At 51.0% G+C, this 23,167-nt stretch carries 19 protein-coding genes and 1 tRNA gene; 13 read left to right on the forward strand and 7 right to left on the reverse strand.

The window, feature by feature from the left end; all coding sequences use genetic code 11:
* Positions 1–42 precede the first annotated feature (42 nt).
* On the forward strand, positions 43–624 hold the full coding sequence (locus tag WD467_00450) for a DNA-3-methyladenine glycosylase (GenBank protein MEX2452371.1): 582 nt from the start codon (positions 43–45) through the stop codon (positions 622–624).
* Here the strand turns inward: WD467_00450 and WD467_00455 are convergent.
* From WD467_00455 to WD467_00465, 3 genes are all read right to left on the reverse strand, one after another.
* Positions 621–3,041, reverse strand: a complete 2,421-nt coding sequence (locus WD467_00455; protein ID MEX2452372.1) for a NosD domain-containing protein — start codon at positions 3,039–3,041, stop codon at positions 621–623. The two genes, WD467_00450 and WD467_00455, sit on opposite strands and share 4 nt — an antisense overlap.
* Positions 3,042–3,255: 214 nt before the next feature.
* Positions 3,256–4,524 (reverse strand): glycosyltransferase, encoded by a 1,269-nt coding sequence (locus WD467_00460; GenBank protein MEX2452373.1) that lies wholly within the window; start codon positions 4,522–4,524, stop codon positions 3,256–3,258.
* Positions 4,524–5,690, reverse strand: coding sequence for a glycosyltransferase (locus WD467_00465; GenBank protein MEX2452374.1), 1,167 nt, complete (start codon positions 5,688–5,690; stop codon positions 4,524–4,526). Before WD467_00465 ends, WD467_00460 begins: the two co-directional genes overlap by 1 nt.
* 142 nt (positions 5,691–5,832) lie before the next feature.
* Here WD467_00465 and WD467_00470 point away from each other — a divergent pair, with 142 nt between their 5' ends.
* Complete coding sequence (locus WD467_00470; GenBank protein MEX2452375.1) at positions 5,833–6,441, forward strand: hypothetical protein; 609 nt, start codon at positions 5,833–5,835, stop codon at positions 6,439–6,441.
* Positions 6,442–6,520: 79 nt separating this feature from the next.
* On the opposite strand, the gene WD467_00475 is transcribed toward WD467_00470, so the two are convergent.
* The gene (locus tag WD467_00475; GenBank protein MEX2452376.1) at positions 6,521–7,789 is read right to left on the reverse strand and encodes a glycoside hydrolase family 1 protein; all 1,269 of its coding nucleotides are present in this window, start codon (positions 7,787–7,789) and stop codon (positions 6,521–6,523) included.
* 74 nt (positions 7,790–7,863) lie between these two features.
* Between WD467_00475 and WD467_00480 the strand changes: the two genes are divergently transcribed.
* Positions 7,864–8,886 (forward strand): beta-galactosidase, encoded by a 1,023-nt coding sequence (locus WD467_00480; GenBank protein ID MEX2452377.1) that lies wholly within the window; start codon positions 7,864–7,866, stop codon positions 8,884–8,886.
* A gap of 124 nt (positions 8,887–9,010) precedes the next feature.
* Here the strand turns inward: WD467_00480 and WD467_00485 are convergent, their stop codons facing one another.
* Entirely contained in the window at positions 9,011–10,663 is a 1,653-nt protein-coding gene (locus WD467_00485; GenBank protein MEX2452378.1) for a hypothetical protein, read from the reverse strand.
* A 171-nt stretch (positions 10,664–10,834) separates the two neighbouring features.
* Here WD467_00485 and WD467_00490 point away from each other — a divergent pair, with 171 nt between their 5' ends.
* Both WD467_00490 and WD467_00495 read left to right on the forward strand, forming a co-directional pair.
* Positions 10,835–11,677 carry a deoxyribonuclease IV gene (locus WD467_00490; protein MEX2452379.1) on the forward strand — a complete coding sequence of 281 codons (843 nt, stop codon included), beginning with the start codon at positions 10,835–10,837 and terminating at the stop codon, positions 11,675–11,677.
* Positions 11,643–12,446, forward strand: coding sequence for a hypothetical protein (locus WD467_00495; protein ID MEX2452380.1), 804 nt, complete (start codon positions 11,643–11,645; stop codon positions 12,444–12,446). The genes WD467_00490 and WD467_00495 overlap by 35 nt, the downstream gene beginning before the upstream one ends.
* A gap of 78 nt (positions 12,447–12,524) precedes the next feature.
* Here WD467_00495 and WD467_00500 read toward each other — a convergent pair.
* A tRNA-Leu gene (locus WD467_00500) sits at positions 12,525–12,613 on the reverse strand.
* Between the two features lie 189 nt (positions 12,614–12,802).
* Between WD467_00500 and WD467_00505 the strand changes: the two genes are divergently transcribed.
* Entirely contained in the window at positions 12,803–14,701 is a 1,899-nt protein-coding gene (locus WD467_00505; protein ID MEX2452381.1) for a sortase, read from the forward strand.
* On the opposite strand, the gene WD467_00510 is transcribed toward WD467_00505, so the two are convergent.
* The gene (locus WD467_00510; protein ID MEX2452382.1) at positions 14,693–16,051 is read right to left on the reverse strand and encodes a PEGA domain-containing protein; all 1,359 of its coding nucleotides are present in this window, start codon (positions 16,049–16,051) and stop codon (positions 14,693–14,695) included. The two genes, WD467_00505 and WD467_00510, sit on opposite strands and share 9 nt — an antisense overlap.
* A 105-nt stretch (positions 16,052–16,156) precedes the next feature.
* Here WD467_00510 and WD467_00515 point away from each other — a divergent pair, with 105 nt between their 5' ends.
* The 7 genes from WD467_00515 to gltX all read left to right on the forward strand — a co-directional run bounded on the left by WD467_00515 (position 16,157) and on the right by gltX (position 23,076).
* Positions 16,157–17,167, forward strand: a complete 1,011-nt coding sequence (locus WD467_00515) for a rod shape-determining protein (protein MEX2452383.1) — start codon at positions 16,157–16,159, stop codon at positions 17,165–17,167.
* A gap of 104 nt (positions 17,168–17,271) precedes the next feature.
* Positions 17,272–18,357 (forward strand): glycosyltransferase, encoded by a 1,086-nt coding sequence (locus WD467_00520; protein ID MEX2452384.1) that lies wholly within the window; start codon positions 17,272–17,274, stop codon positions 18,355–18,357.
* Positions 18,347–19,216 carry a WecB/TagA/CpsF family glycosyltransferase gene (locus tag WD467_00525; GenBank protein MEX2452385.1) on the forward strand — a complete coding sequence of 290 codons (870 nt, stop codon included), beginning with the start codon at positions 18,347–18,349 and terminating at the stop codon, positions 19,214–19,216. Before WD467_00520 ends, WD467_00525 begins: the two co-directional genes overlap by 11 nt.
* A complete protein-coding gene (locus WD467_00530; protein MEX2452386.1) occupies positions 19,213–20,259 on the forward strand; it encodes a hypothetical protein in 1,047 nt (348 codons plus the stop codon). The genes WD467_00525 and WD467_00530 overlap by 4 nt, the downstream gene beginning before the upstream one ends.
* Positions 20,260–20,336: 77 nt before the next feature.
* Complete coding sequence (locus WD467_00535) at positions 20,337–20,741, forward strand: hypothetical protein (protein MEX2452387.1); 405 nt, start codon at positions 20,337–20,339, stop codon at positions 20,739–20,741.
* A gap of 384 nt (positions 20,742–21,125) precedes the next feature.
* On the forward strand, positions 21,126–21,602 hold the full coding sequence (locus WD467_00540) for a hypothetical protein (GenBank protein ID MEX2452388.1): 477 nt from the start codon (positions 21,126–21,128) through the stop codon (positions 21,600–21,602).
* 73 nt (positions 21,603–21,675) lie between these two features.
* Positions 21,676–23,076 (forward strand): glutamate--tRNA ligase, encoded by a 1,401-nt coding sequence (gene gltX, locus WD467_00545; GenBank protein MEX2452389.1) that lies wholly within the window; start codon positions 21,676–21,678, stop codon positions 23,074–23,076.
* The last annotated feature ends 91 nt before the right edge of the window (positions 23,077–23,167 follow it).

Genomic DNA, 23,167 nt, shown 5'->3' on the forward strand with positions numbered 1-23,167 from the left:
GATCTGGCTACACCAAACGCTATATTCTTGTACCATAGAGGTATGAGTTTGTATCAATCCTTAACTCAACTACCGACCGCCCAGGCGGCTCAACTCCTGCTAGGACAGACGCTCGTACGTAGCCAGGGCACTACGGTGCTGGCCGCGCGAATCGTCGAGACTGAGGCCTATCATCAATCAGATCCGGCCGCCCACACTTTCCACGGTCCTAGTAAGCGCAACCAAACGATGTTCGGTCCGGCTGGACACGCCTACGGTATGCACCACTGTCTTAACGTCACTGCCGGCGAAGCAGGGGAGGGGGCTGGGGTGTTAATCCGAGCCATCGAACCGCTAGAGGGACTTGAAGCTATGGCTCGAAATCGTAAACTGCCCCGTGTAGTGCTAGATACTGCTGACGGCATCCGTCAGCTCGGCAGTGGGCCGGGTAAGCTAGCTCAAGCTCTCGGTATCACTCTCGAACTAAACGGCCACGACCTAACCCGACCGCCCCTGCAGCTCATTGAGACGGGTACGGTAACCCCGACAAGCATCGTCACTACCACCCGCATCGGCATCACTAAAGCGGCCAGTGAACCACTACGATTCTATATTAAGGACAGTTCGTTTATCTCGCGTCCTTAGTAACGGTCGGCTTGCTTCCGGCTGGAGTAAAAGTAGTAGGCGAAACTCATGATGAGTAGCAAGATTAACAGCCACCACCATAGGCTCATATCGCTGTCTGCTACCAGATCGACTTCAGCTTCTGTCTCGTTCTCATCCGTAGCCTGGAGTACTTCACCGTCGTCCTGACTCTGTGCAATTATATCGTTATCGTCCTGTGCACCTAATACTTCACCTTCAGAGTCAGCTGTAACACCAGTGTTGGTACTAGTTTGCTGAGCTGGCTCTTCTGTGTCGGTATCGTCATCATCTTCCACTGCCGGATCTGCACTTAGGGCTGCGAAAGTGGTGAAATGCCATGTCAGGATCTCGGTATTGCCATCGACAATCTCATAACATTCACCATACGCCAAAGGATTAACACCATTACACTTAGAGATCATCTCCCATCCACCATCAACTGCGTAGCCCACATTGTTTGCTTCCACGCCTTCGAGAACGACAGTAACTATCTTGTCGAATATCAATGTTGCACTATCAGAGCCGACTTTTAAGGCCGTACCGTTAAACGTAAAGCCGCTCGGAGCAGCTACATTAGTATCTGCGCGAGGTGGAGATAGTTCTCCGTTCCAGCTAGATGGGGCCGATATAGTTGTATCATCTGGTATCGTTACGAGTACATTCGACACTGTAGATGCACTACTTCTAATCTCAATTGGCACAGAGCCTAAGGAGTTTAATTGTACCCGCCGCTCAACGACTATATCTACCCCGTTAACACTAAGTGTATCGGCAGGTCCATCCACTACCTGGCTACTTAAATCGAGCGAGGTATTGTCACTAAATGCTATGTGGTTAATATCACTCGGTAAATCAGCATTACCTGGTGTAGTACCGCCAGGCGTAGGTGATCCTGATCCAACTACTATAGTATCGTTTGAGTCAGTTGTACTCTCGCTAGCCTCCTCGATCGTAGTGAAGATTGTGCAATATTTAACTGTAGCTGCAGTACATGTTCCGTTGCCACCCTGAATGTAGATTGCTTTATTGAAAGTATTGTCAGCTATAAGAGCCGATACATGGAAATCTGAACCATCTATAATTGGTTCATAGTCTGCGCTCGTGTAAGCTTTAGCGGCTATCCCGCCCGAAGCGATGTTAAATTCATTGTCAACGATGTTGTTGTCGACAACTACCCAAGAGGTAGAGCCGACACCAAGACCTTCATCTGTAGCAGTCACATCATTATCACTAACAGTATTACCACTGTTCTGTAGGCTTATACCATGTCTAGCATCTATATCATTTCCTGAAATTAGAGCACTACCTACGGAATATTGAGTGGTGGTCTGAATACCCGTCAAAGTGTTAACGATGCGGTTAGACTCAACCGTTACTCCTATACCTGATACAGAGACACCTACATTAGAACCAACTGCAGTACTTTCGATTCTGAATCCCCGCAAAGTAGTACCATCGGCGCGTAGATCAACTAGACGCCCAGTATTACCTATAATTGTCGGGCTTAAGCTGGTAACAGCCTCGATTGTTAGCCCTGAATTACCACCAAAAGAAGTGCCAACTGGAGCATAAGTACCGGCACCAACTCTAACAGTTGAATCTGCAGGTGCTAAGTTAACTACATCTTGAAGAGTATCACCGTCATGAACTAAAAACGCACCATCTGCAGCGAACTTAAGTAAGGGACTATTGCGATAGTCACCAATCGCCCACTGAGTGTCTTCTTCAAACTCGAAACTATTAGAGTTAAGTAAGCTCGTCAAGTCTCCGCCACTAAGTAATGTAACGTCAACACCTAGACCAATACCTTCATTGTTATTAATAAAGGTATTGCTGGAAATTAGCAGTCCTTCAACTCCATCAGTACTACCTATACCTGCTTCATTATCGATGAAGACGTTACCGACAATCGATACATTAGTAGGAGCTGTACCAGCAAACTGCAGAGAAACTCCAGTATTAAATCCGGCAATTGTGTTGTTACTAATAGTCAAACCGTCACTTCGCGCCGAGCCGATACCACGATCGATTACGTCTGAGCTGCCAACTATCTCAAAGCCGTCGATGGTTACATTATTTGCATCAAATACACGAATTTCCCCCTCGATAATAGCATCGCCTTCAGTTAACGATTCTAAAGTTAGGCCATTCTGGTTGATTAGAATATCCTCGTCATAGTTACCAGCTTCTACGCACACTGCTCTATCATCTGTGGTAACAGCGTCAATAGCAGCTTGGATAGTCTCGTAATCTTGTCCTCCACCAACTCTGATATCACAGTGATCGGTAGCCGATACAGACACTGGCACAAGAGCGAGAGTACTCGCAAACACTAGAGAAGCGACCGCTAGTGTGTGGATCGCCTTAGTTAAACTTTTAATCTTTCGCTCTACCCACCCTGGTATAGCGTTGCCCATTACGAACTCCTTTTAAGTTTATAGATCTATAAATATGGTGTCGTGGGTTCGCTACTAGCTCGATGTATTTCAAGCGACCAGGTGAAAAATACACTTCAACGCTGACTTTTTGCCTGTTTTAACTGTTTTTATTGTAGTTATCCTAATCACGGCAGAATAGAAAATAACAAGCATGAACATTATCTAGAAATATTTCAAATAAACCACATCCGAGCTACTTCTTATCTAACACCGTAATAGTAGCTTCTTCGAGTACTTCGAGCAGCTTCTGCGCCTGAGCGGCGGCAGTGTAATGCGCGACTATCCGGCGGCTCTCCGCACCCATCGTTTTACTTAGCACCGGATTAGATATAATGTCGGCCACCTTTTGCGCAAAATCGTCCACGTCATTGTGAGCAAAATAGCCATTCACGCCATCCTGCAACACTTCGGTCACTTCGGGATCACAAATCACTAACGGCAAACCGAGCTGAGTCGCTTCATGTAGTACTAGGCCCTGTGTATCGGTCAGAGAAGGAAAGACGAAGACGTCGCCACTGGCATAAGCGGCGCCAAGCTCTGACCGTGCTATCTTACCGGTGAATATGATGTCTTGCGCGTGAGTCTGCTCGGCGGCTAACTCTTTGAGCAAGGGTACGTGCTGATTACTGTCTCCGACCAGGATCAGTTTAGCCTCCGGCACTCGCAGCTTAATCTGGTCGAACGCCCGAATTGCCAACTCTAGGTTCTTCTCACTGCCTAGACGGCCGACATTTAATATTATTTTATCTTTCGCACCTAACCCCCAGCGTTTCCGAAACTTATCGATTGCAGCCTGATCAGTACCAAGCGGAGTGATACCGGTCGGGATGACGTGAATCGGGGCAGTAGTCTTCCAAGCGCGCAGCTGAGCGGCTACCTTGCGTGAGGGAGATACAACTGCCTGACAGCGGTTATGCAGTACGGTTAGCATCTCAGCCACTAATTTCTGCGTCCAGTGCTCTGTCTCATCACGCTGGGAGAGTGAGGTTAGAAGTTTACGCAGTTCCGGAGCTTTAGCCCCTAAAGTAAGTGGAGAGCCCATCACCTGGGCAATCACAGCCGGCACCACCCGTGGGTAGTGCCGAATATATTCATATAAATCGGTACAGTACATTGCCACTAAGGGCGTATCATTCTTCAGTGCAGCATATACACCTAGCATGCCAATCTGCCCTGGAGTAGTAAACTCAATCACATCGAGCTGGAGCTCGCGAATTCGCTTGACCTGCTTGGGCGGGAAGAAGAAGCTAGTCATCTGGTCCTCGAAAAAAACGTCTTTTATAGCCGGTATGCGCAAGATGCGACTTGCTTCGTCATAGACTACTCGTTTTATCTTAATGCCCGGGGCTACTACGAACACTTCGTGTCCCAGCGCCTCCAGCTCACGCTTCGTCTCATCGACTACAAAAGTGATGCCGTTAATGGTCGGGTGGTAGGTGTCAGTAAAGATGCCGATGCGCATTATTGGATTACCAGCTTTTGATAAATCGCTACATAGGCGTTCAGCATGATCTCGTGCGAGTGTTCGCGCTCCACAATCTGGCGAGAAGCCGCCCCGTAGCTTTTTAGGCGCTGCGGGTTACCTAGTAGATCGATCACCTGGGAAGCTATAACCCTCGGCTCTAGATCTGCCAGCAGGATACCGTTCTCACCCGGGCGAGCTAATTCGCGTAAGGCAGCAATGTCGGCTGCTATCACAGGTAGGCCGCAAGCCATCGCCTCTAGTGTCACGATACTTTGCAGCTCTGCCGGAGAGGTGATGATAAAGCTATCAGCCGCATTATATAGGGCCGCCTTATCTGCTTCCGCCACAAAACCTGTGAAAGTTATATCCTCACTTAAGCCTAGCTCTGCCGTTTGTCTCTGCAAACTATCGGCGGCCTTACCCCGGCCGGCTATAACTAAGTGGGCGGGAGTCTGCTTAATTATATGAGCCATAGCCTCGATTAAGACATCTAGTCGCTTCTCGCCGTCCACTCGTCCTAAGTAGAGTAAGAGCGGCCGATCCTGAGGCAGGCTAAACTCTTTTACTACCTTGGCGGTATCGATTCCCGACCGGAAAGTCTCCGCATCGACGCCATTCGTCACCGCTTGGGCGGCTTGATCGAGGCCATGCCGCTGCAGTAGAGCGACGGCGGTCGGAGTAGGGGAGGTGACGAAATCGGCCTTATTATGAAACCACACCAGATAACGCCAACAGAGACGAGAAAACGACTCTTTAAATAGTTTCAGCAGAGTTAAGTTTAGATAGGCGTTTTCCGGCATGAAGTGATTAGTAGCTACTACCGGAATCTTATACCGACGCGCCCAGAAAAGCGCCGACCAGCCGATGAAGCTAGCCATGTGAATGTGGATAACATCCGGTTGGGTCTGTTTGATGATCTCTCGACCGTGCCAAAACGGCCAGTAGCTGACACGATAGCCTCGGTTAGCAAAAAAAGTGAGAGACTTCTCGCGGTAGATGGTATAGTCACCGTCCTGTTCAGTATACGAACTCAGCTTACTACCCGGTGCCCACACACTAGTAGATAGACCGCGACGGTTTAAATCCTGGACTAGGCGTCGCTCGAACAGGGCGCCACCATCGTAATTCGGCCAGTAACTTTCACTTACGAGTAGAATTTTCATGCAGTAAACAGTATACCAGTAGCGACGAACCGTGTATAAGGGGCTTTGCCCTATTGCAATATTACCTATATTATTGTATTATAGTGTCAATTTCACGGCCATTCGGCGGTGGGAAAGTTCTTCGACAGATAGGATGATCAGGATGCGTAGATTCGTAATCGGTCAGAGCGTGATCGCTCTGATAGCTGTCTTCGTACTTCCACTCGCGTACCAGTTCGGACCAGTAGTCGCCTTCGGGGTGGCGCTGGGAATCAGCTGGATTCCGATGCAGCTGATCGCGCGTCTCTTCGAGCACCGTTCGCTCTGGCCGCCTCGCAGCCAGTACCGTTCGTTCTTCTGGGGAGATCTGCTACTGCTGCCCGGAATAGCCGCCTGTATCGCGCTAGCGGTCAATCGGTTACCGGCAGGCGATCACTGGTTTCACCAGAGATGGTGGAACTTGTTCTCCCTGCTGGTTGGGGTGATTGCCGGACTGATCTTTCACGAGGCCGATCGTGACAACTACAGCTCGAGGGAGCTTAACTCTCCAACCAAGCTGTGGCACGACTGGTTCGTCTACCCGGTATTCACCTACTACTTGCTCAGCCGCGCTCCGGCGCTGTTCGAGCGAGTCAATGGCATCACCGTGTTGGCGATCGCCCTCTTGGCCGGCTGGCTCTATCTCGGGCTCACTGACGGCAAGCGCGACTACCCCTATGCCCACGTCGGGTATCACTGGGGTGACCGGACGCCGTCCATTTCCACCTTCTAGATCATCCTCTCGCTCACCGGAGCGCTCGTCACTGCAGTCTGACTGCGGCTGACGGGCGCTCCGTTTTCATTTAAGCGGACTAATTTTTCCGAATTATATCGCGATAGACGTAGGCACTGGTGCGAATGGTGCGTTTCTGATCCTGACGATCTACTTGCACTAATCCAAAACGAGGCCAGTAACCGGTCGACCACTCATAGTTATCTAGCAACGACCAGTAGAAATAACCCCGGATATCGGCTCCATCTGCCATCGAGCGCTGCATGGCCGCTACATGGCGAGTAATAAAATCGGCTCGGCGTTTATCCTCGGCATCGGCGATGCCGTTCTCCGTTATATACATCGGTAGGCCGTAGCGCTTTAGTTTCTGGGTAATCTTATACAGCCCTTCGGGGTAGATCTCCCAGCCAAAATCACTCCGTTGCTCGGCCGGAGCCGGCACCTCCCACTGACGCAGACGGGCTACTCGCGCGCGAAAATGAGCCCGAGTATAGTACTGTACACCTAGAAAATCTTGGGCACCTTTGGTATGACGAAACTTACCGCTACCACCGTTATAGTCCAGCGCCCAGGCTACCGGCTTGAGCCACCAGTTGCCAGCTTCAAACAGAACGATGCTGTGCGTAAAGCCGATCTGGGCTAGCGGCCGCTGCCGTTTCATTACCCTATAAGCCGCCTTATGGGCTGCCACGAAACGGCGCCGTGCCAGTAGATACTTCAGAAAACTCTTCTCCTGATGCGGCCAGCCGGGCCAAAGAGGAGAGCCTAAGTAGCGGGAGATGAGATAGCTCTCTGGTTCATTAAAGGTAGCCCAGAATTCAACTAAATCGCCTAGTTCCGTGCTCACATATCTTGCATAGCGCGCAAACAGCTCTGGGAACTCTCGACCATGCCAGCCCCCGGCCGCTTCCAGCCAGGTCGGATCGCTGAAGTGGTGCAGGCTAACGAACGGTGTAATGCCGGCCTCGTGTAGGGCAAGCAGTACCTGACGGTAGTGCTCAACTGCCGCCTTATCAAACTTGCCTGGTTTCGGCTCAATACGCGACCACTCGATCGAGAAACGAAAGCTGTTTAACTCAAGCTCCTGCATCAACGCAATATCCTCGGGGTAGCGGCGGAAGTGATCGCAAGCCAAACCATTTATATAGTTAGACCTCTCCTCAGCCTGTGTCTTCACTTTGGGCCAAGCCGGTATATCACCATAGCGGCTCTCGGCCGTCGCCATCCAATCCTCGATGTGATCTTTTTCCCATTCGGTCCAGTTGTTGCGTTGATGGCCCTCGATCTGATGGGCAGCCGTTGCGGCACCCCAGAGAAAATCTCGCGACTGAGAGTCTGCTGTATTCATATGTCTCACTATAGATATGTTTCAGTATCAGCACAATTGAATCCGATACCGTATATAACGTATATAATGATCTCATGAAGCTTTCCCGTTCTACCTCTCGCCGCCTACTCTATAGCTGTGGCGCACTCTCGCTGAGTCTCGGTATAGCTTTTCTAGTCGTACGCTTCATCCCTCACTCGACTCCAGAGTATGGCGTCACCTTCAGTGCGAAATATGCCGAAGAGCTAGGTCTCGACCCGAACGAGACCCTAGAAGCTATTCTGAGTGAGCTAAAACCAGCCCATGTACGTCTGATGAGCTACTGGGACCGACACGAACGTGACCGTGACCGTTACGACTTCACTGAACTGGATCAACAATTCGATCTAGCCGAACGCTACGAGGTAGAGGTGCTGCTCGCCATTGGTCAAAGACAGCCACGTTGGCCGGAGTGTCATGTACCCGAGTGGGCCAAACAACTATCAAACACTGAGTATGAAATGGCTCTGCTCAAATATCTCCACACTGTGACTGATCGTTACGCTGACCAGCCAAGGCTAGAGGGGTACCATTTGGAAAACGAGGCTGCTAACGCTAGCTTCGGTCGGTGCCCTCCTTTCAATAACGGATTGCTGCGACAAGAATACGCGACGGTAACGGCTGCTGATCCGGATACACCCATCACTATTAGTGTCAGTAATCAATACGGTATACCACTACAGCCACCGCTCGCCGACGAGTATGCCATGTCAATCTATCGCCAAGCATACTTCGAATTGGGGGGAAGACAGATCTATTGGAACTATTCATTCGTCCCAGCCGAATGGCACCGGCTACGCGCCTGGGCAATCCAGCTCATCCACTGCCGCAAAACCTACATCCACGAGCTACAGACCGAGCCGTGGGGTAGACAGGCTACCGTTAACCTGTCCCTAGCCGAACAGGCCGCCAGTATGGACCCGGATAAGCTGCGCGCTAACGTCAACTATGCCGAACGAATCGGCACACCGAAAATCTATCTCTGGGGTGGAGAGTGGTGGTACTGGCGTCTCCAGAAATTTGACGACCCGACCCTCTGGCACACTGTCCAAGCCATCTTCAACCAACCTGAAATCTAAAACCAAGATTTAAATTTAGACTACTGCTGTTTTGTACTGACTTTTTTGACGATCGTCAAAAAATTTATTACAAGTTTTTTTGACTTTGGATGGATATTTAGTGCGATCTTGGCTTTAGTTATAGCTAATTTCTAGTATCGTCGGGACGGGCAATCCGCTTCTTCTCAGTCACGTTAAATGCTTCGAGATACTTACCAAATAGCAGCCGAGTCTGAGCATTCAGAGCAGCCATACTACCGAAGACTATCAAGGTGACCGGCACAAAAGCCCACTGTAGCACCATCATCACGCTACGCAGCGGACCGTAACGATCCGGCCGCGGCGGCAGACTCATCAGACTGCTTGCAATTGGTGCTAGGAGACCGATTAAAGCCCCGGTTTGGATCAAGCTGACGATGGTCGGTAACTGCACGGCTAAAATCGAATCCGATGCCTCAACATTAATCAGTAGCGGCAGCCAGCCACCGCCCGCCAGAATGATCGGGGCGACAACCCAACTGAGATAGCCCTCGATCTGCCGAAAGTTATGCACGATTCGACTAGAGAGAGGTATCTCCGGCTCATGAAATGAACGGCGTAGGACGAACGGAGTATCGGCCACCCCCCAGGCCCAGCGACGTAGCTGATAAAACTGCGCCTTAAAGGTGCGCCAGTAACCTTCAACCAATACAGCATCCTGATAAATCGGACTGAATATAGGTAAGACTTTATGCTCGCCCTTGTAGGCGAAATAGGTGCGCCAGTACTGATGTCCATCCTCGACGATCGAAGCGACATTCCAGTAGTCAACATCGATAAGGGTTTGCAAGCTCTGGGCATGAGCCGAGAAGTTACGCAAACGGTGGGGTCGTAGCGCCTCCATCAACACCCAGAAGCTATTACTGACCGCGATGACCCGCATCAGAGCCGGAGCGTCCCAGATGTTGTTAAAGAACATCGGAATCGGTTGGTAAGAGTTATGTGTCCGGTTCGGTGTGATGGCATAGCAGTAGGCTGCCTCAGCAAAATAATTCGGACTGGGACGGTTATCGACATCAAGTGTCGTCACCATCACTTGCTCGGGATTAATCGCCTGCTCCTCGATATAGCCGGTCAGCCAGCGCGCAGCATAGGTGATATTACCGGCCTTAGCCTTGGCTTCACCCGGCATATCGGCTGGATGCTCGATCGCAACCGCGGTTTTAAAGATTGGCGCGTGCTGAGCTGCTAAAGCCCGCGCGGCCGCTGCCGTCTCAGCCCCACCCCGTGCCTCGTGGGCGATGATTAGTATCATCTTATGTGCATCGTAGTTACTATCGATCACGGCCTGCACGGTCGAAGCTAATATCTCAGCATCTTCGTTATAGATCGCAATAATTACTGCATGGTAGATATCTTCCGGTGGCATGATCGTATCTCTAGCTTTATGCGCCGACACCAGATACTTACTATAGTATTTTATAACCTGTCGCTCGCGCCAATTCTTAGCCTTACTCAGCCGCAGCTGTAAACGCTCCAAGGCGAGCTCTGTATCATTCAAATCCATCAGCCGTAGTTGCCAGTCAACCCGACGGCTGAGCCGCATCCGCCAGTAAGCACGAATTAGACGGTTACTATAGCCAAATATCTTGGTCAGCCACCACAGCGTATAGCCGATCAGTATATAAGCGGCCGTAACGATCGAAAAGTAACTCACCACGATCACTATGATAAAAAAAGACCAGGACATCGCCCCGGTTGCGATTTCTAGGACGCGCTGTGTACGATCATGATACTGACTGCCGGCGACGGTTTTCATACATAACCAGCGTATAGACTTATAGGTACCGGGTAAAGAGCTAGGCGGAGACACAAGGGTAGTAAGTCTTCCACTCAAAACGGTATAAGTAATAGTAATGAGTACCGCTACCGCTCATCCGAAAGCCAAAATTTCAGTATAACGCCCCCAACGCGTTATACTTATTAGTATATGTTAATCGGTCTACACGTATCATCCAGCGGGGGAGTAGAGCAGGCACCGGAACGAGCCGCTAAAGAAACCGGTGAGGCGCTACAGATATTTGCTGGCAGTCCTCGGATGTGGCGCAAAACTATCTTTTCCAGCGAGCAAGGTGAAGCGTTCCAGGCCAATATGCGCCAGCACAATATCGCTCAGGCTTTCGTCCACGTGATGTACCTTACTAGCTACGGAGCGCCAGATACTGAGCACCGAGCAAAATCGGTTGATGCCTTCATCACCGCACTTACCAACTGCGATACCCTAGGTTGTCGTGGTGCCGTAACCCATCTCGGCTCTCATAAAGGATTAGGTTTCGAGCAGGCATTGCCGCGCATCGCCGCCAGTTTAAATAAGGTCCTAGCTAGTGATACTAAGGCGCAAGTAATCTTAGAGAACTCAGCCGGTGCTGGCGGCAATATTGGTAACAGCTTTGAAGAATTAGCCGCCATAATTGAAGCTTGCGATAACCATCCCCGATTGAAGATCTGCCTCGATACAGCGCACGCCTTTACCGCCGGTTACGATCTACGAGGAGAATCCGAATGGCAAACACTAATGCAAGAGTTCGATAGCATCATCGGACTTGACCGCCTGGCTGTCATGCACCTGAATGATTCGAAAGCCGAATTCACCAGTCGAAAAGACCGTCACGAAAATATCGGAGACGGCTATATCGGCAGTGAGGCCTTTACAGCCATTATCAACGACGAACGACTCAGTAGCACCGCCGGCATCCTGGAAGTACCTGGTCTAGATGGTAGTGGCCCTGATCAGGCTAATGTCGACCGCCTGCGAGCGCTTCGTCGTGGCTGATTACCTCAAGCAAACCAGCGAGCCGCTCTTTCCGGATATATTTTGGAACAAACCCATAAACAAACGTGCAGCTGGATCATTACTCATGCTCGGTGGCCATGGTCAACAGTTCAGCGGCCTGCAGGCCGTCTACACTTTAGTCCAGGCCTTCGGTGTCGGTACTGCCCGATTGGTACTACCCGACTCATTGCGTAGTATGGTTGGCGCCATGGAGAACGGGGTCTTCCTGCCCAGTACACCCTCAGGCTCATTTGCTAGCAGTGCGGCAGAAGAGGCCATCGTAATGGCCAACGAGCACGATGGCGTGCTTCTACCTGGCGAGCTATCAAACAACAACGAAACGACCAGCTTCCTAGAATCATTAGTCACTAACACTAAGAGCCACATCTTTACCAGTGGAGAGGTCATCGAACAGCTACTCCCCGTTCCTCATGCTATTGCAAATATTGCGGGCTTCGTTGCCACTCCACTGCAGCTCTCGCGCTGGGCTAAAGCGCTGCACGTTCCGATTTACGTCAAGACACCGGACCTACACAAAGAAATTGAGCTCCTGACTGCGCTAGGTGAACTAGGTGATCAACTCCTTATCTCCTACACCCCGCAGCAGATTATCGCTAACTATGGTGGGGAGATAAGCGTAACCCCGACCAATGATGCCACGTTAAGCGCCGTACTAGCCGCCATCACAGTATTCTGCCTGCAGCACACTGACCGCTTCCAAGCAGCTACTAGTGGAATCTGGCAAGCTACCCACCCACGTCCTCTCTAGTACTACCAGCACTACACGCTATGTCGTGCCTTATTTTAAAGTTACCCCTATATGCATAAGAGAGATACTCTACTCATGTGGTGCCGGAGGAGAGACTTGAACTCTCACGAGATGTAACTCTCACCGGATTTTGAGTCCGGCGCGTCTACCAATTCCGCCACTCCGGCTTCACATATTTAGAGGTCCGTTACTTGGCTTCTGCTACCACGCCACAGCCACACTATGAATAATACCGTACCTAGACAGATTTTGCCTGTTCTAGTGACCATTTAGACAAGTTGCAACTCTTTCAAAGTAAGATAACAGGGGTGGGCACTTGAGTAATTACCGGAGTAATTTTACTATAATAGTTATGGATGAAATCGACCGTGGATAATTGGCCACAACCCCACCAACCACAACCAACACCCGATGGTGATGGTATCGCCCAGAATCTACCTCCTAGCACTGTCCCAAACCCAGTGCAGCCAGATAGTGCGGCTACACCTAACCCTGCACCTGATAGTCTAGAGGCTGCTCGTCAGGCCGTTGCAGCCGCTCATCAAGCAGCAACTGAACAGCTACCGGCCGATACAAATGCTATAGAGGCGGCCACACCACCATCTAATACGCCGCCGGCCAACCCTCATGAAGCTTCCGATTCCGTACAGACTTTCCAACTTCCCACCATTAATAACAATCCAACACCACCTAACCAGCCTTCCGTAGCCGGCAGCACTTCAGACGCACCTGCATCGCTACCTCCAGTAACCCCCGGTTCATTGCCGGGTATCCAGACCTTTAAGCGACGGGAGGAGAGTCCACGAACCGCAAGAGGGGAGTCCACTTCACTACCGACCGGAAATAATGAGCAACAACACTACCACGACACGCCGCAGAAACCACGCTTCAACAATGCCCAACGACCTGTCTTCACCCCGCCACCAACCAGCCCCGCACCACCACTCTTTCCCGCCGGAGAAGGAGTAAGCCTAGCGGATGCAGCACCTACGACCTCACCTCAGACCGTATTCACACCCAACGAATCAGTACCAGAATCCGCCTATAGTTCTGTACCGAACAGGGCCGAGCCGGCTGCACAACCGTTAACCGAGCCCTCTCCTCCGGTAGCCCCAACTAATCCTACCCCGCAGGTAGATCCTTACCCGCCACAGCCGGTAGAGGCAGCGAATCCAGTGGTATCCAGTACGCTACCAGTAGCCGACCCCCAGCCGCAGCCAGAGACTCATCCGAGCCCTGATACGTTACCGATGAACCCACCAGTAGACCGATCTAATCCTAATACGTCGCCCCCCATCCCTGAAGGAACCAGCCTACCCATAGCACCACCGAGTTCGCCTGTACCGCCGCCAACTCCTGACCCGCCCGCGCCAACTAACACTACTGTCGCACCAGTCCAGCAGACTAGCCCGGACGCCGCTGGGGCTACCTTTGAACTGCCCGGCCCGCCTACCGCCGCAGTACCACCACCAGCTGATCATACTCAGCCGGTCGTAGCTACCACTGCACCGATTGAGAAGGCAAAATTAAAGGCCACTCAAATAACCGATAAATTAAAGAAAGCTAACTTTAAGCCGCTTATCTCTGCAGCCGTAATTGGTATTATCGCTTTCACTATTTTTAACTCTCAGGTCATCCTCGGTCAGGTCCAGTACTTAACCACACCCAGTGGTGGGGTGGATGCGCCAATCGGTGACGTAAACGCTCTAGCTCCGGCAGGAGAGGAGAATAAAATTCTTATCCCCCGCATTAATGTCGATATTCCGGTCGTCTACGACGTCAAAACTTTCGATGAAGCAGCCGTACAGAAAGGCCTAGAAAGGGGAGTAGTGCATTACGGTACGACAGCTCTTCCGGGTGAAATCGGTAACAACGTTATAGTTGGCCACTCCTCACACAACTGGTGGGATAGTGGCAAATATAAGTTTGCTTTCATCCTATTAGATAAGATGGAGGCGGGCGATCAAATAGTCCTCCACTATGACGGGGTGCGCTATGTCTACGAAGTCGAATCGAAAGTAGTTGTCAGCCCAGACGATGTCAGTGTACTACGGCAGACCGATGAACCAACACTGACCTTAATTACCTGTACGCCACCCGGAACCAGCTGGCAACGCCTCGTCGTTAAAGCCCGACAGATCAGCCCTGATCCGACGGAGAATAAGGCTTCTGCTCCGCAAACGGACACGACGGTTGAAAGCCTACCCAGTGATTCCGGCGGTGGCTTCTTCGATTTTCTCGGCGATCTATTCTAGCGCCGAACGTTGCAACATGAAACGACCGGTTAGAGCGTTCTTCCCGATCGAATAAACCATCCGCTCACGACGACTACCACTAACCCCGAAAGCCTCAGCAAGGGCTAACTGTTCCTGGTGTTTACCGTCAAACTCCAACAGCACCGCGCTACCGGCTAAGCTGGCTAGTAGATGCCAGTCATCATACCAGCTGAGGGCTGCGGTGGGAGCTGTTTCCAGTTCAAAGGCATACAGTTCACCGTGATTGAAGTCGTAAGTTAGAAACTGGGCTTGATTCTGCATTACTAGAAAACGGCGACTGGGATTAAGATATATTTGAGCAGCCGCCCGCAGAGGCAGGGTACGTGTCCGAACCTGGCTATCTACATCAGATAGTAAGGTTACTTGCTCACGGGTACGATTATGTAAAATCAACACCTTATCATCGTTATAGACGGTCAAATCAAGTGTGTAGCTATCGTTACTATCTAGTTCGTGTACCGTCCGGCTTTCACCCTCAACTAAGTGGATGATACGGGTACCGCTACTGTGGGTCTGAACTAAATACAGCTCGTCGCCCTGCAAGTAATATGCACTGACATCCTTAGCTACTGGCGTGACTTGCTCTGAGGTAATATCTAGCGCAACTAAATCTCCAGCGGTTAGGGCATAGAGTGTCTCCGAATCAGTCGAAAAGTCGAAGCTAGTAGCCCCAGCTCCGAGAAGTTCATTTAACGCAAGTGGTGTGCCCTCACCCTCAACTAATACCAAAAAACGCTCAGCATTAGCACCTTCGGTTGTAACTAACAGCCGACTACCGTCAGTGGACCATTCGATAGCTGTGATCACTGCTTCACTCGTCTCGGGCAGGGTGAATATGGTGGTTAGCCCGGAGCCACCACTACGAAACATACGCACTTGTTCCTGCGGAGCAGCTTCGACGACCGCTACCAAGCGCTGATCGTTCGACTGATGTATCAAGCGCGGCTGTCGCAAGTTCGCAATCGGAGTAGTTCCGACCGTATTAGGAATTAAAAGCGGGTATTCAACGTCTAAAACCTCACCAGCAAGCACCTCGACCCGCTTCTCCCATGGACGATAACCATCAAGGAACAAGCCGAATGTGTACTCACCTGGAGCAAGACGCAAACGCTCAGGCGTACTATCTACCTGTTGGCCATCTACCCAAAGATCGGCCTCATCTGGCGTCGAATCTATTAGAGCTAAACCACCGGTCGTGAATTCTCCAGACTCCCGATCGTACATGTAGCCTTGTCCGTAAGCCACGAGACCGATCGTGCCAAGAATAATGAGTAACATTAGGATGAGATATCCCAGCGGTTTGCTGATATGAATAATTCGTTGCTTCACTGAGACATAGTATACCAAAGCTGCTATCGAACGGGGGCATCACCCCTAAGCACACCGAGGGTAGTTCTGCTTGATAGTTGTTAACCAATACCCGATACTAAAGCTATGTTTGCTAAACGTATAGCCATCGATCTCGGTACCGTCAATACGCTGGTCTTTGTGCCAGGGAAGGGGATAGTGGTTAACGAGCCTAGTGTGGTCGCGATCAACAGTGACGACAACTCGATTGTCGCTATCGGTGCAGCGGCCGAAGATATGCTCGGACGTACTCCGGAGGCCTTGATATCACATCGTCCGTTACGAGACGGCGTCATAGCTGATTTCCGTATCACACGAGAGATGCTAAAACATTACATTAACCAAGCTATCGGCCAGTGGCGCCTGGTCAAGCCCGACGTCATGATCAGTATCCCGGCCGGTGCCACCTCGACCGAGCGCAAGGCTGTCATCGACGCTACCCTAGCAGCCGGAGCCCGTAACGCCTACGTCATTAACGAACCGGTAGCAGCCGCCCTAGGTGCTGGTGTACCGATCACCGCACCACAAGGTAACATGATAATCGATATCGGCGGCGGCACCAGTGAGATTGCCGTAATCTCGCTCGGTGGCGTAGTAGCTCAAGCTAGCGTGCGGGTAGGGGGGAACAAAATCGATGCCGCTATTTCTGAGTACTTACGCAAGACACACAACCTCTCGATCGGCGAGCGCACTGCTGAGACGATTAAACACACTATCGGTCGAGCAATTGCCGATGAGGAGAAGCACACTATGAAGGTGCGGGGTCGCGATATCATCGGCGGTTTGCCGAAGACGATTGCTATCTCGGATCTCGAAATCATCGATACGGTGCAGGACGTACTGGAAAAGATTGTCTTTAGTATCCGAAGTGTCATCGAGCAGACCCCGCCCGAACTAGTCAGCGATATTATCGACCGGGGCATTATCCTTACTGGCGGGGGGGCTCGTCTACAGGACATTGATAAACTCTTAATTAAAGTGATCAACGTGCCTATTATCGTAGCCGAAGACCCGGAACTCTGCGTCGTTAACGGCGCGGGTATCGCCTTAGGTGATCTAGCCGAGTACCAGAAAAGCCTACTCGGTTCCTCCACATGAGCCCCGGTATTTATGACAAACGCAGTACGGATAAGGTAGAATTGACAGCAAAGCGAGCAATTCATGAGTAGACTAAACCCACCCCTAGACCTGGAAAGTAGACGATGAAAGTCGCCTTAGTCCATGACTGGCTTAATCAGAAAGCTGGCGGTGCCGAGCAAGTATTAGACCAGCTGGCCACCATCTTTCCCGAGGCCCCAATCTATACCATGATCTATAACCCGGAACGGTTTAACTACCCGGAAGAGCGCATCAGGACCAGTTTCTTGCAGTCCGCCCCAGACTTCCTCAAACAGCGCAGCCGCTACCTACTGCCGCTCATACCCAGCGCTATCGAAGCTTGGGACTTCTCTGACTTTGATGTCGTCATCTCTTCCTCCTGTGCCTTCAGCAAAAACATCATAACGCATGAAGGAACCATACACATAAGCTATTGCCATTCACCGATGCGTTTTGCCTGGGATTACTGGCCTATGTACCTTAATGAACAACAGGTCGGACCACTCCGCCGTGCCGCCATTAGACGCATGGTCGGTCGCTTGCGCCTGTGGGACTACGCCGGGGCCGCCCGGGTCGACCACTTTATTGCTAACTCCAAGACCACCCAAGCCCGCATTCAGAAGTACTACCGACGTAGCTCGGAGATTGTCTACCCGCCAGTTGACAGCACTCCACACCAAGCCGATAAAGATGATTATTACGTAACCTTAGGCATGCTAACACCATACAAGAAGATCGATCTCGCGATCGAAGCCTTCAACATCTCGGGTAAACCGCTCAAAGTTATCGGCGACGGGCCCGACCGTACCCGACTCGAAGCGCTAGCAGCTGAAAACATCGAGTTTACCGGCTATGTCACAGAAGAGGAGCGAACTCACTTACTAGCTAAAGCCCGAGGCCTGATCTTTCCTAACATCGAAGACTTTGGTATCGCTCCTGTGGACGCCATGGCTGCCGGTACAGCGGTTATTGCTTACGCGGCTGGAGGTGCTACCGAAACGGTAATAGAAGGGCAGACTGGTATCTTCTTCACTGAACAGACTGCTCGCGCCTTAAACGAAGCGGTCCTTAAAGCCGAGACTCAAGAATTTAAGTTAAGTGATCTTCACGCTCGGGCTGATCAGTTCAGTTACCGCCAATTCCACGACGCCATCATCGCAACCGTAGAACGCCACTCTGATGTCGAATAACGTGAGAGTCACCATCCTGGGAGTGAACATCGATGCCATCACGATAGAAAGTGCCATCAATAAGATCATCCAGCGCAGTGATCAACCTGGAGCCAGCTTCGTCGTCAAGCCCTACGTCGAGTTCTTCCGAGGCGACCACGCTAACTTGCTTAATTCAGCTTGGCTCTGCCTGCCTGACGGGGTGGCGCTACAGTGGGCCGCCTACTATCAAACCACGAAGGGAACACTTTGGCAGCTGTTAAAAACACTTAGCGACATCGTCCTTCGACCGGCTCGTCTCCATCAAGTACTGCCGGATAGATTCGCTGGCACTAACTTTACCTGGCCTCTCCTGGAAGCGGCAGCGGTACACAACCGGAGCGTGTACTTAGTAGGCTCACCCCTGTATGGAGATATCAAACACACACAGAAGACTCTAGGAGCTGCCATACCCGAACTTAATATCATTGGTACTCTACCGGGACGGGACGAGAGTGGTCACTTCTCACCCCACTTAGAAAGCCGCTTATTAGCAGCATTACAAGAGCTCAAGCCGGATATAGTTCTGATCGGCCTCGGCTTCCCCCGTCAGGAAGAGCTTATCGCCCGTCTACTGCCCCAGCTACAACACGGTGTCTTAATCGGGGAAGGAGGGACTTTCGACTATCAGCTCTTCGGCGGACAGCGCCGGAAAGCCCCACGCATATGGCAAAAACTCGGCGTGGAGTGGCTGTGGCGTTTGCTGTTAGAGCCGAGCCGAATTAAACGCCAGTGGGCGATTCCGCAGTTTATTTGGCAGATTTACCAATTTACAAAATCAGGGTCAAAAGCGTATCATGGAGATAATCGACATAAACATAAGCGGATTAAACGCCCATGAAATGCACTACCTGTCAGCAGACGAACTTTAGCTCCATCCACGGGCGAGTCTTCTGCGCAGACTGTGGTGTCGACGCCGCTAATCGTCTGCAAGCTTTTCAATCTCAGATTAAACCGCCGTCGCTACCGCCTAAAGTCGGTAGCGACCATCTACTCGATCTCAGCCAAGCACCAGCACAACCACCCACCCCAGCTGTTATGCCAACTGTTACTGCCACACCCAAACCACCGAAAGCAGCTGCTGCGACCAATACATCGATAGCTGGACTCAGCCGCTCCCAAACCTCTGAATTGACACCAGCTCAACCAGCCGCAGCTACCCCAGCACCGGACGTACCCCGAGCCCGTTCTAGTTGGCAACCGGCCGGTAATCCCAAATCGAGTAATCCTACTACCACTTCCGAATCAGTAATGCCGCCGGCGCCAGTACCAGCCGCACCTGCTCTTCCTGCCACCCCGATGCAGCCCCATCAAACCTACAGCCTGAAGGAAATTGCCGAAAGATCTCGTGCAACTCCAAATGAAGAGGCCATACCTGCCCAGCCAGATAATACTGCAAATAAGCCTCGTCACCGGCTCCACAATCTCTTTGGTGGACGTCTCTGGCGAACCGGGGCGATTGCACTCAGCATGCTTTTGCTGACTGGTTATGTCACTTACCTAAACTACCCCAACATCGCCGTGCGCGTAGCTGCTAATCGGGCTAATATCGAAGCTCGCCTGCCTGGCTACCTCCCACAGGGATACGGCTTCGACGGCCCGGTATCCTACAACCCTGGTCAGTTGACCATTACCTTCCGTGGCCAGGAAGACAAAGGCATCACCCTGACCCAAAGCACGACCCGCTGGGACTCCCGCAGTTTGCTGGAAAACCACGTCAAACTCTCAGCCAGTACTTATGATACCTACCGCCAGAATGGTCTGACTATTTATACCTATGACGACCGTCACGCCGCTTGGGTGAACAGCGGTATGTTATATGAAATCGAAAGTGAAACCCCACTCGAGTCCGGTGACATCATCAAGATGGCGAGCAGTCTCTAAGCTACTTTTAGCTTATTTGTTAATATCTAAAGTTTATGTGCTACTATAGCCCTAACAACCATTAGGGAGTTAAGGCTATGAGTGATATAGAAAAAGCAGTTACCAGCTACCCGCAACCGGAATTTACGCAAGACCAAGGAGAAGATGACCGGCTCGAACTACGTCGCCGGGAGTTGTCTGGCTTACGAATGGCGCTTGATGGGGGCGATCCCGATGCTATTACCGAGGTTGCCGCTCGACTACGCCAGAGCTTGAGTCCGGAACTAAGCACCTGGTTTGAGCTAGAAGAGGCCCTAGGTCATCAAGTAAAAGAAGATGAGTGGGCCACCCCAATAGCTCCCTCAGCCCTAATCGATGGATTAGAGCAAGCCATCAATAGCGTATTCAACAACCTTTACCATGAAACGGACTTAATTGACGCTTTTACCATGGAAGTACTCGGCTTTGACAGATTAAGTCGACTCCACCGCTACGCCTCATAGGAACTACCTGATTTTGTGCGAATAATACAATGATGATATTGATCGATTTCATACCGCTAGAGAGTATTTTCTATCCAGCAGTGACAGATAACTCCTAGTATCAAGAACTATCTTAGCGGTGTACCGCCTGACATCCAATCGATTGCCTATGACCTGCAACCTAATAAACTAATTGGCAAGCAGGAAGTTAAAGCGATAGAGAATAAAGCTGTAAGTACACTTAACCGTAAGCTAGCTGACCTTCTAACGAAATGTTACGGTGTTACTGCCGACGAGTATTTGCAACAAAAAGCCGCTTCACTCGGATTTAAAGCAGTGGTTAAATAGACTTATTTGTGTGCTACTATAATCTTAGAGATTTCAAGAGAGATGTAGGATATATAAATGAGTATCGGTGAGCAGACTAGTCCAAATAGTGAGAGCAGAGAGTCGCACGTCAGCGAATATATCGCCCGTCTGGGCACACGTATTAGCGAGCTAGAAGGCTTCAAGCATGCCCTCAATACTCAGGATGAAAATATAATTGAGAGTGCTGCCGAACGTTTGCGAGACGTGCTGGCTCCTGAAATAGCCCCTTGGACGGAACGAGAGGAAACACTAGCCCAGTATGAACCAGGTGCTATCGATGCTGGTGGATATCCGGTAGTGTTTGGTATTGCCTATCGCACCATGGCTGATGCACTCCACAATACCTTCGCTGGCATAACCGCTAGCCCAGTTATAGTTAATGCATTTGAGAAAAGAGTGCTGGGCGGAGGCAGGGGAATCTCCATCCGAGCGCACCAAATACTAAAACGAGATCAGCGGGCTGTCCTGAAACAGGACGGATATCACTTTACTGGTCCGATCTTAAAGGTATAACGCTCACATCCGCTTAAGCCTTGCTTAGTTTATAGTTTAGACTTTAAAATAGTTCTCCCTTACACTAGTAAATATGAATAAAGCCAACATTCGCGTCCGTTATGCCCCCAGCCCAACCGGTCTTCAGCACCCTGGTGGAGTACGAACTGCACTTTTTGCCTGGTTATTCGCCCGTCGTAACAGTGGCGACTTCATTCTCCGCATCGAAGACACCGATAAGGCCCGTGAGGTCAAGGAAGCGACCGACTATATCTATGAATCGCTGCGCTGGCTCGGCATCGAATGGGACGAAGGACCAGATAAAGGAGGGGAGTACGGTCCGTACAGACAGTCCGAACGTCTGGAGCACTACCGTAAATACGCGGAGGAGCTAATCGCCCGCGATCTAGCCTACGCCGACCCCTTCACACCCGCCGAAGTCGAACAGTTCCGCCGGCAGTCTCAGATAGAAAAAAAAGCCTTCCTCTTCCGGAATTTTCGTCCGGAATCGCCACCCAAATGGAAAGAAGGGATGCCGTTACGCTTTAAGGTACCCCAGCTTAAGAGCTATGCCTGGACAGATGCCGTCCGCGGTGAGCTGAGCGCCGGAGCCGAGGCGCTAGACGACTTCGTTATCTTAAAATCCGACGGTTACCCGACCTACAACTTCGCCAATGTTGTCGATGACCACCTAATGAATATCAGTCACGTTCTCCGTGGCGAAGAGTATATCTCTTCGATCCCGAAGTATCTCTCCTTATATGAAGCCTTCGGCTGGGAAGCGCCAATTAACGCTACTATGCCCTTAGTACTTGGAGCAACCGGAGGCAAGAAGCTATCTAAACGCGACGGCTCACTGCCGCTGCTGGAATACCGTAAACTCGGCTATCTGCCCGATGCACTTAACAACTTCCTAGCCACCCTAGGCTGGAATGACGGCACGGTGCAAGAAATATATACCACCGCTGAACTTCTAGAGATGTTCACTCTCGAGCGCCTACAGAAAGCGCCAGCCCGATTTGATTTAGAGCGGCTCAATTACCTTAACGGAGCTCACATCCGCCGACTCTCTCTGGCTGAACTCTACCCACACACGCAAAGCTTCTGGCCAGAAGGAGCGCAGAAGTACGATGATGATTATCGGCGCCAGGTACTCGCCCTTGTGCACGAACGGCTGAAATTTTTCAGCGAGCTGCCAGAGCTCACTAGCTTTTTCTTTACCGAACCGACTGCCCCGCCATCCTTCGCTGTCGAGGCAATCGACTGGCTGAAACAGGCGCATGAACTACTAGTCCAAAGTGACTTCACTGAAGCCGACCTAGAGAGCAAACTGCGTGGGCTAGCAGCCACACTCGAACTCAAGCCCGGTAAACTCTTCATGGTACTTCGTCAAGCCATCACGGGTAGTCCGGTAGCACCCGGCTTATTCGAGACTCTGCACGTGCTGGGTCGCGACACTACTATTAGTCGACTAGAGCGCGCTATTGCCGCTTAATCAACTTACGCTTAGCCCTAGATAAATCGCCTAAATCCTGAGAGAATATCGGGTAGAGCCAATCAATTTAACCAAAGTATATACCAACGCT

Source organism: Candidatus Saccharimonadales bacterium (assembly GCA_040903985.1).
In the GTDB taxonomy this organism is placed as follows: domain Bacteria; phylum Patescibacteriota; class Saccharimonadia; order QS-5-54-17; family QS-5-54-17; genus JBBDUI01.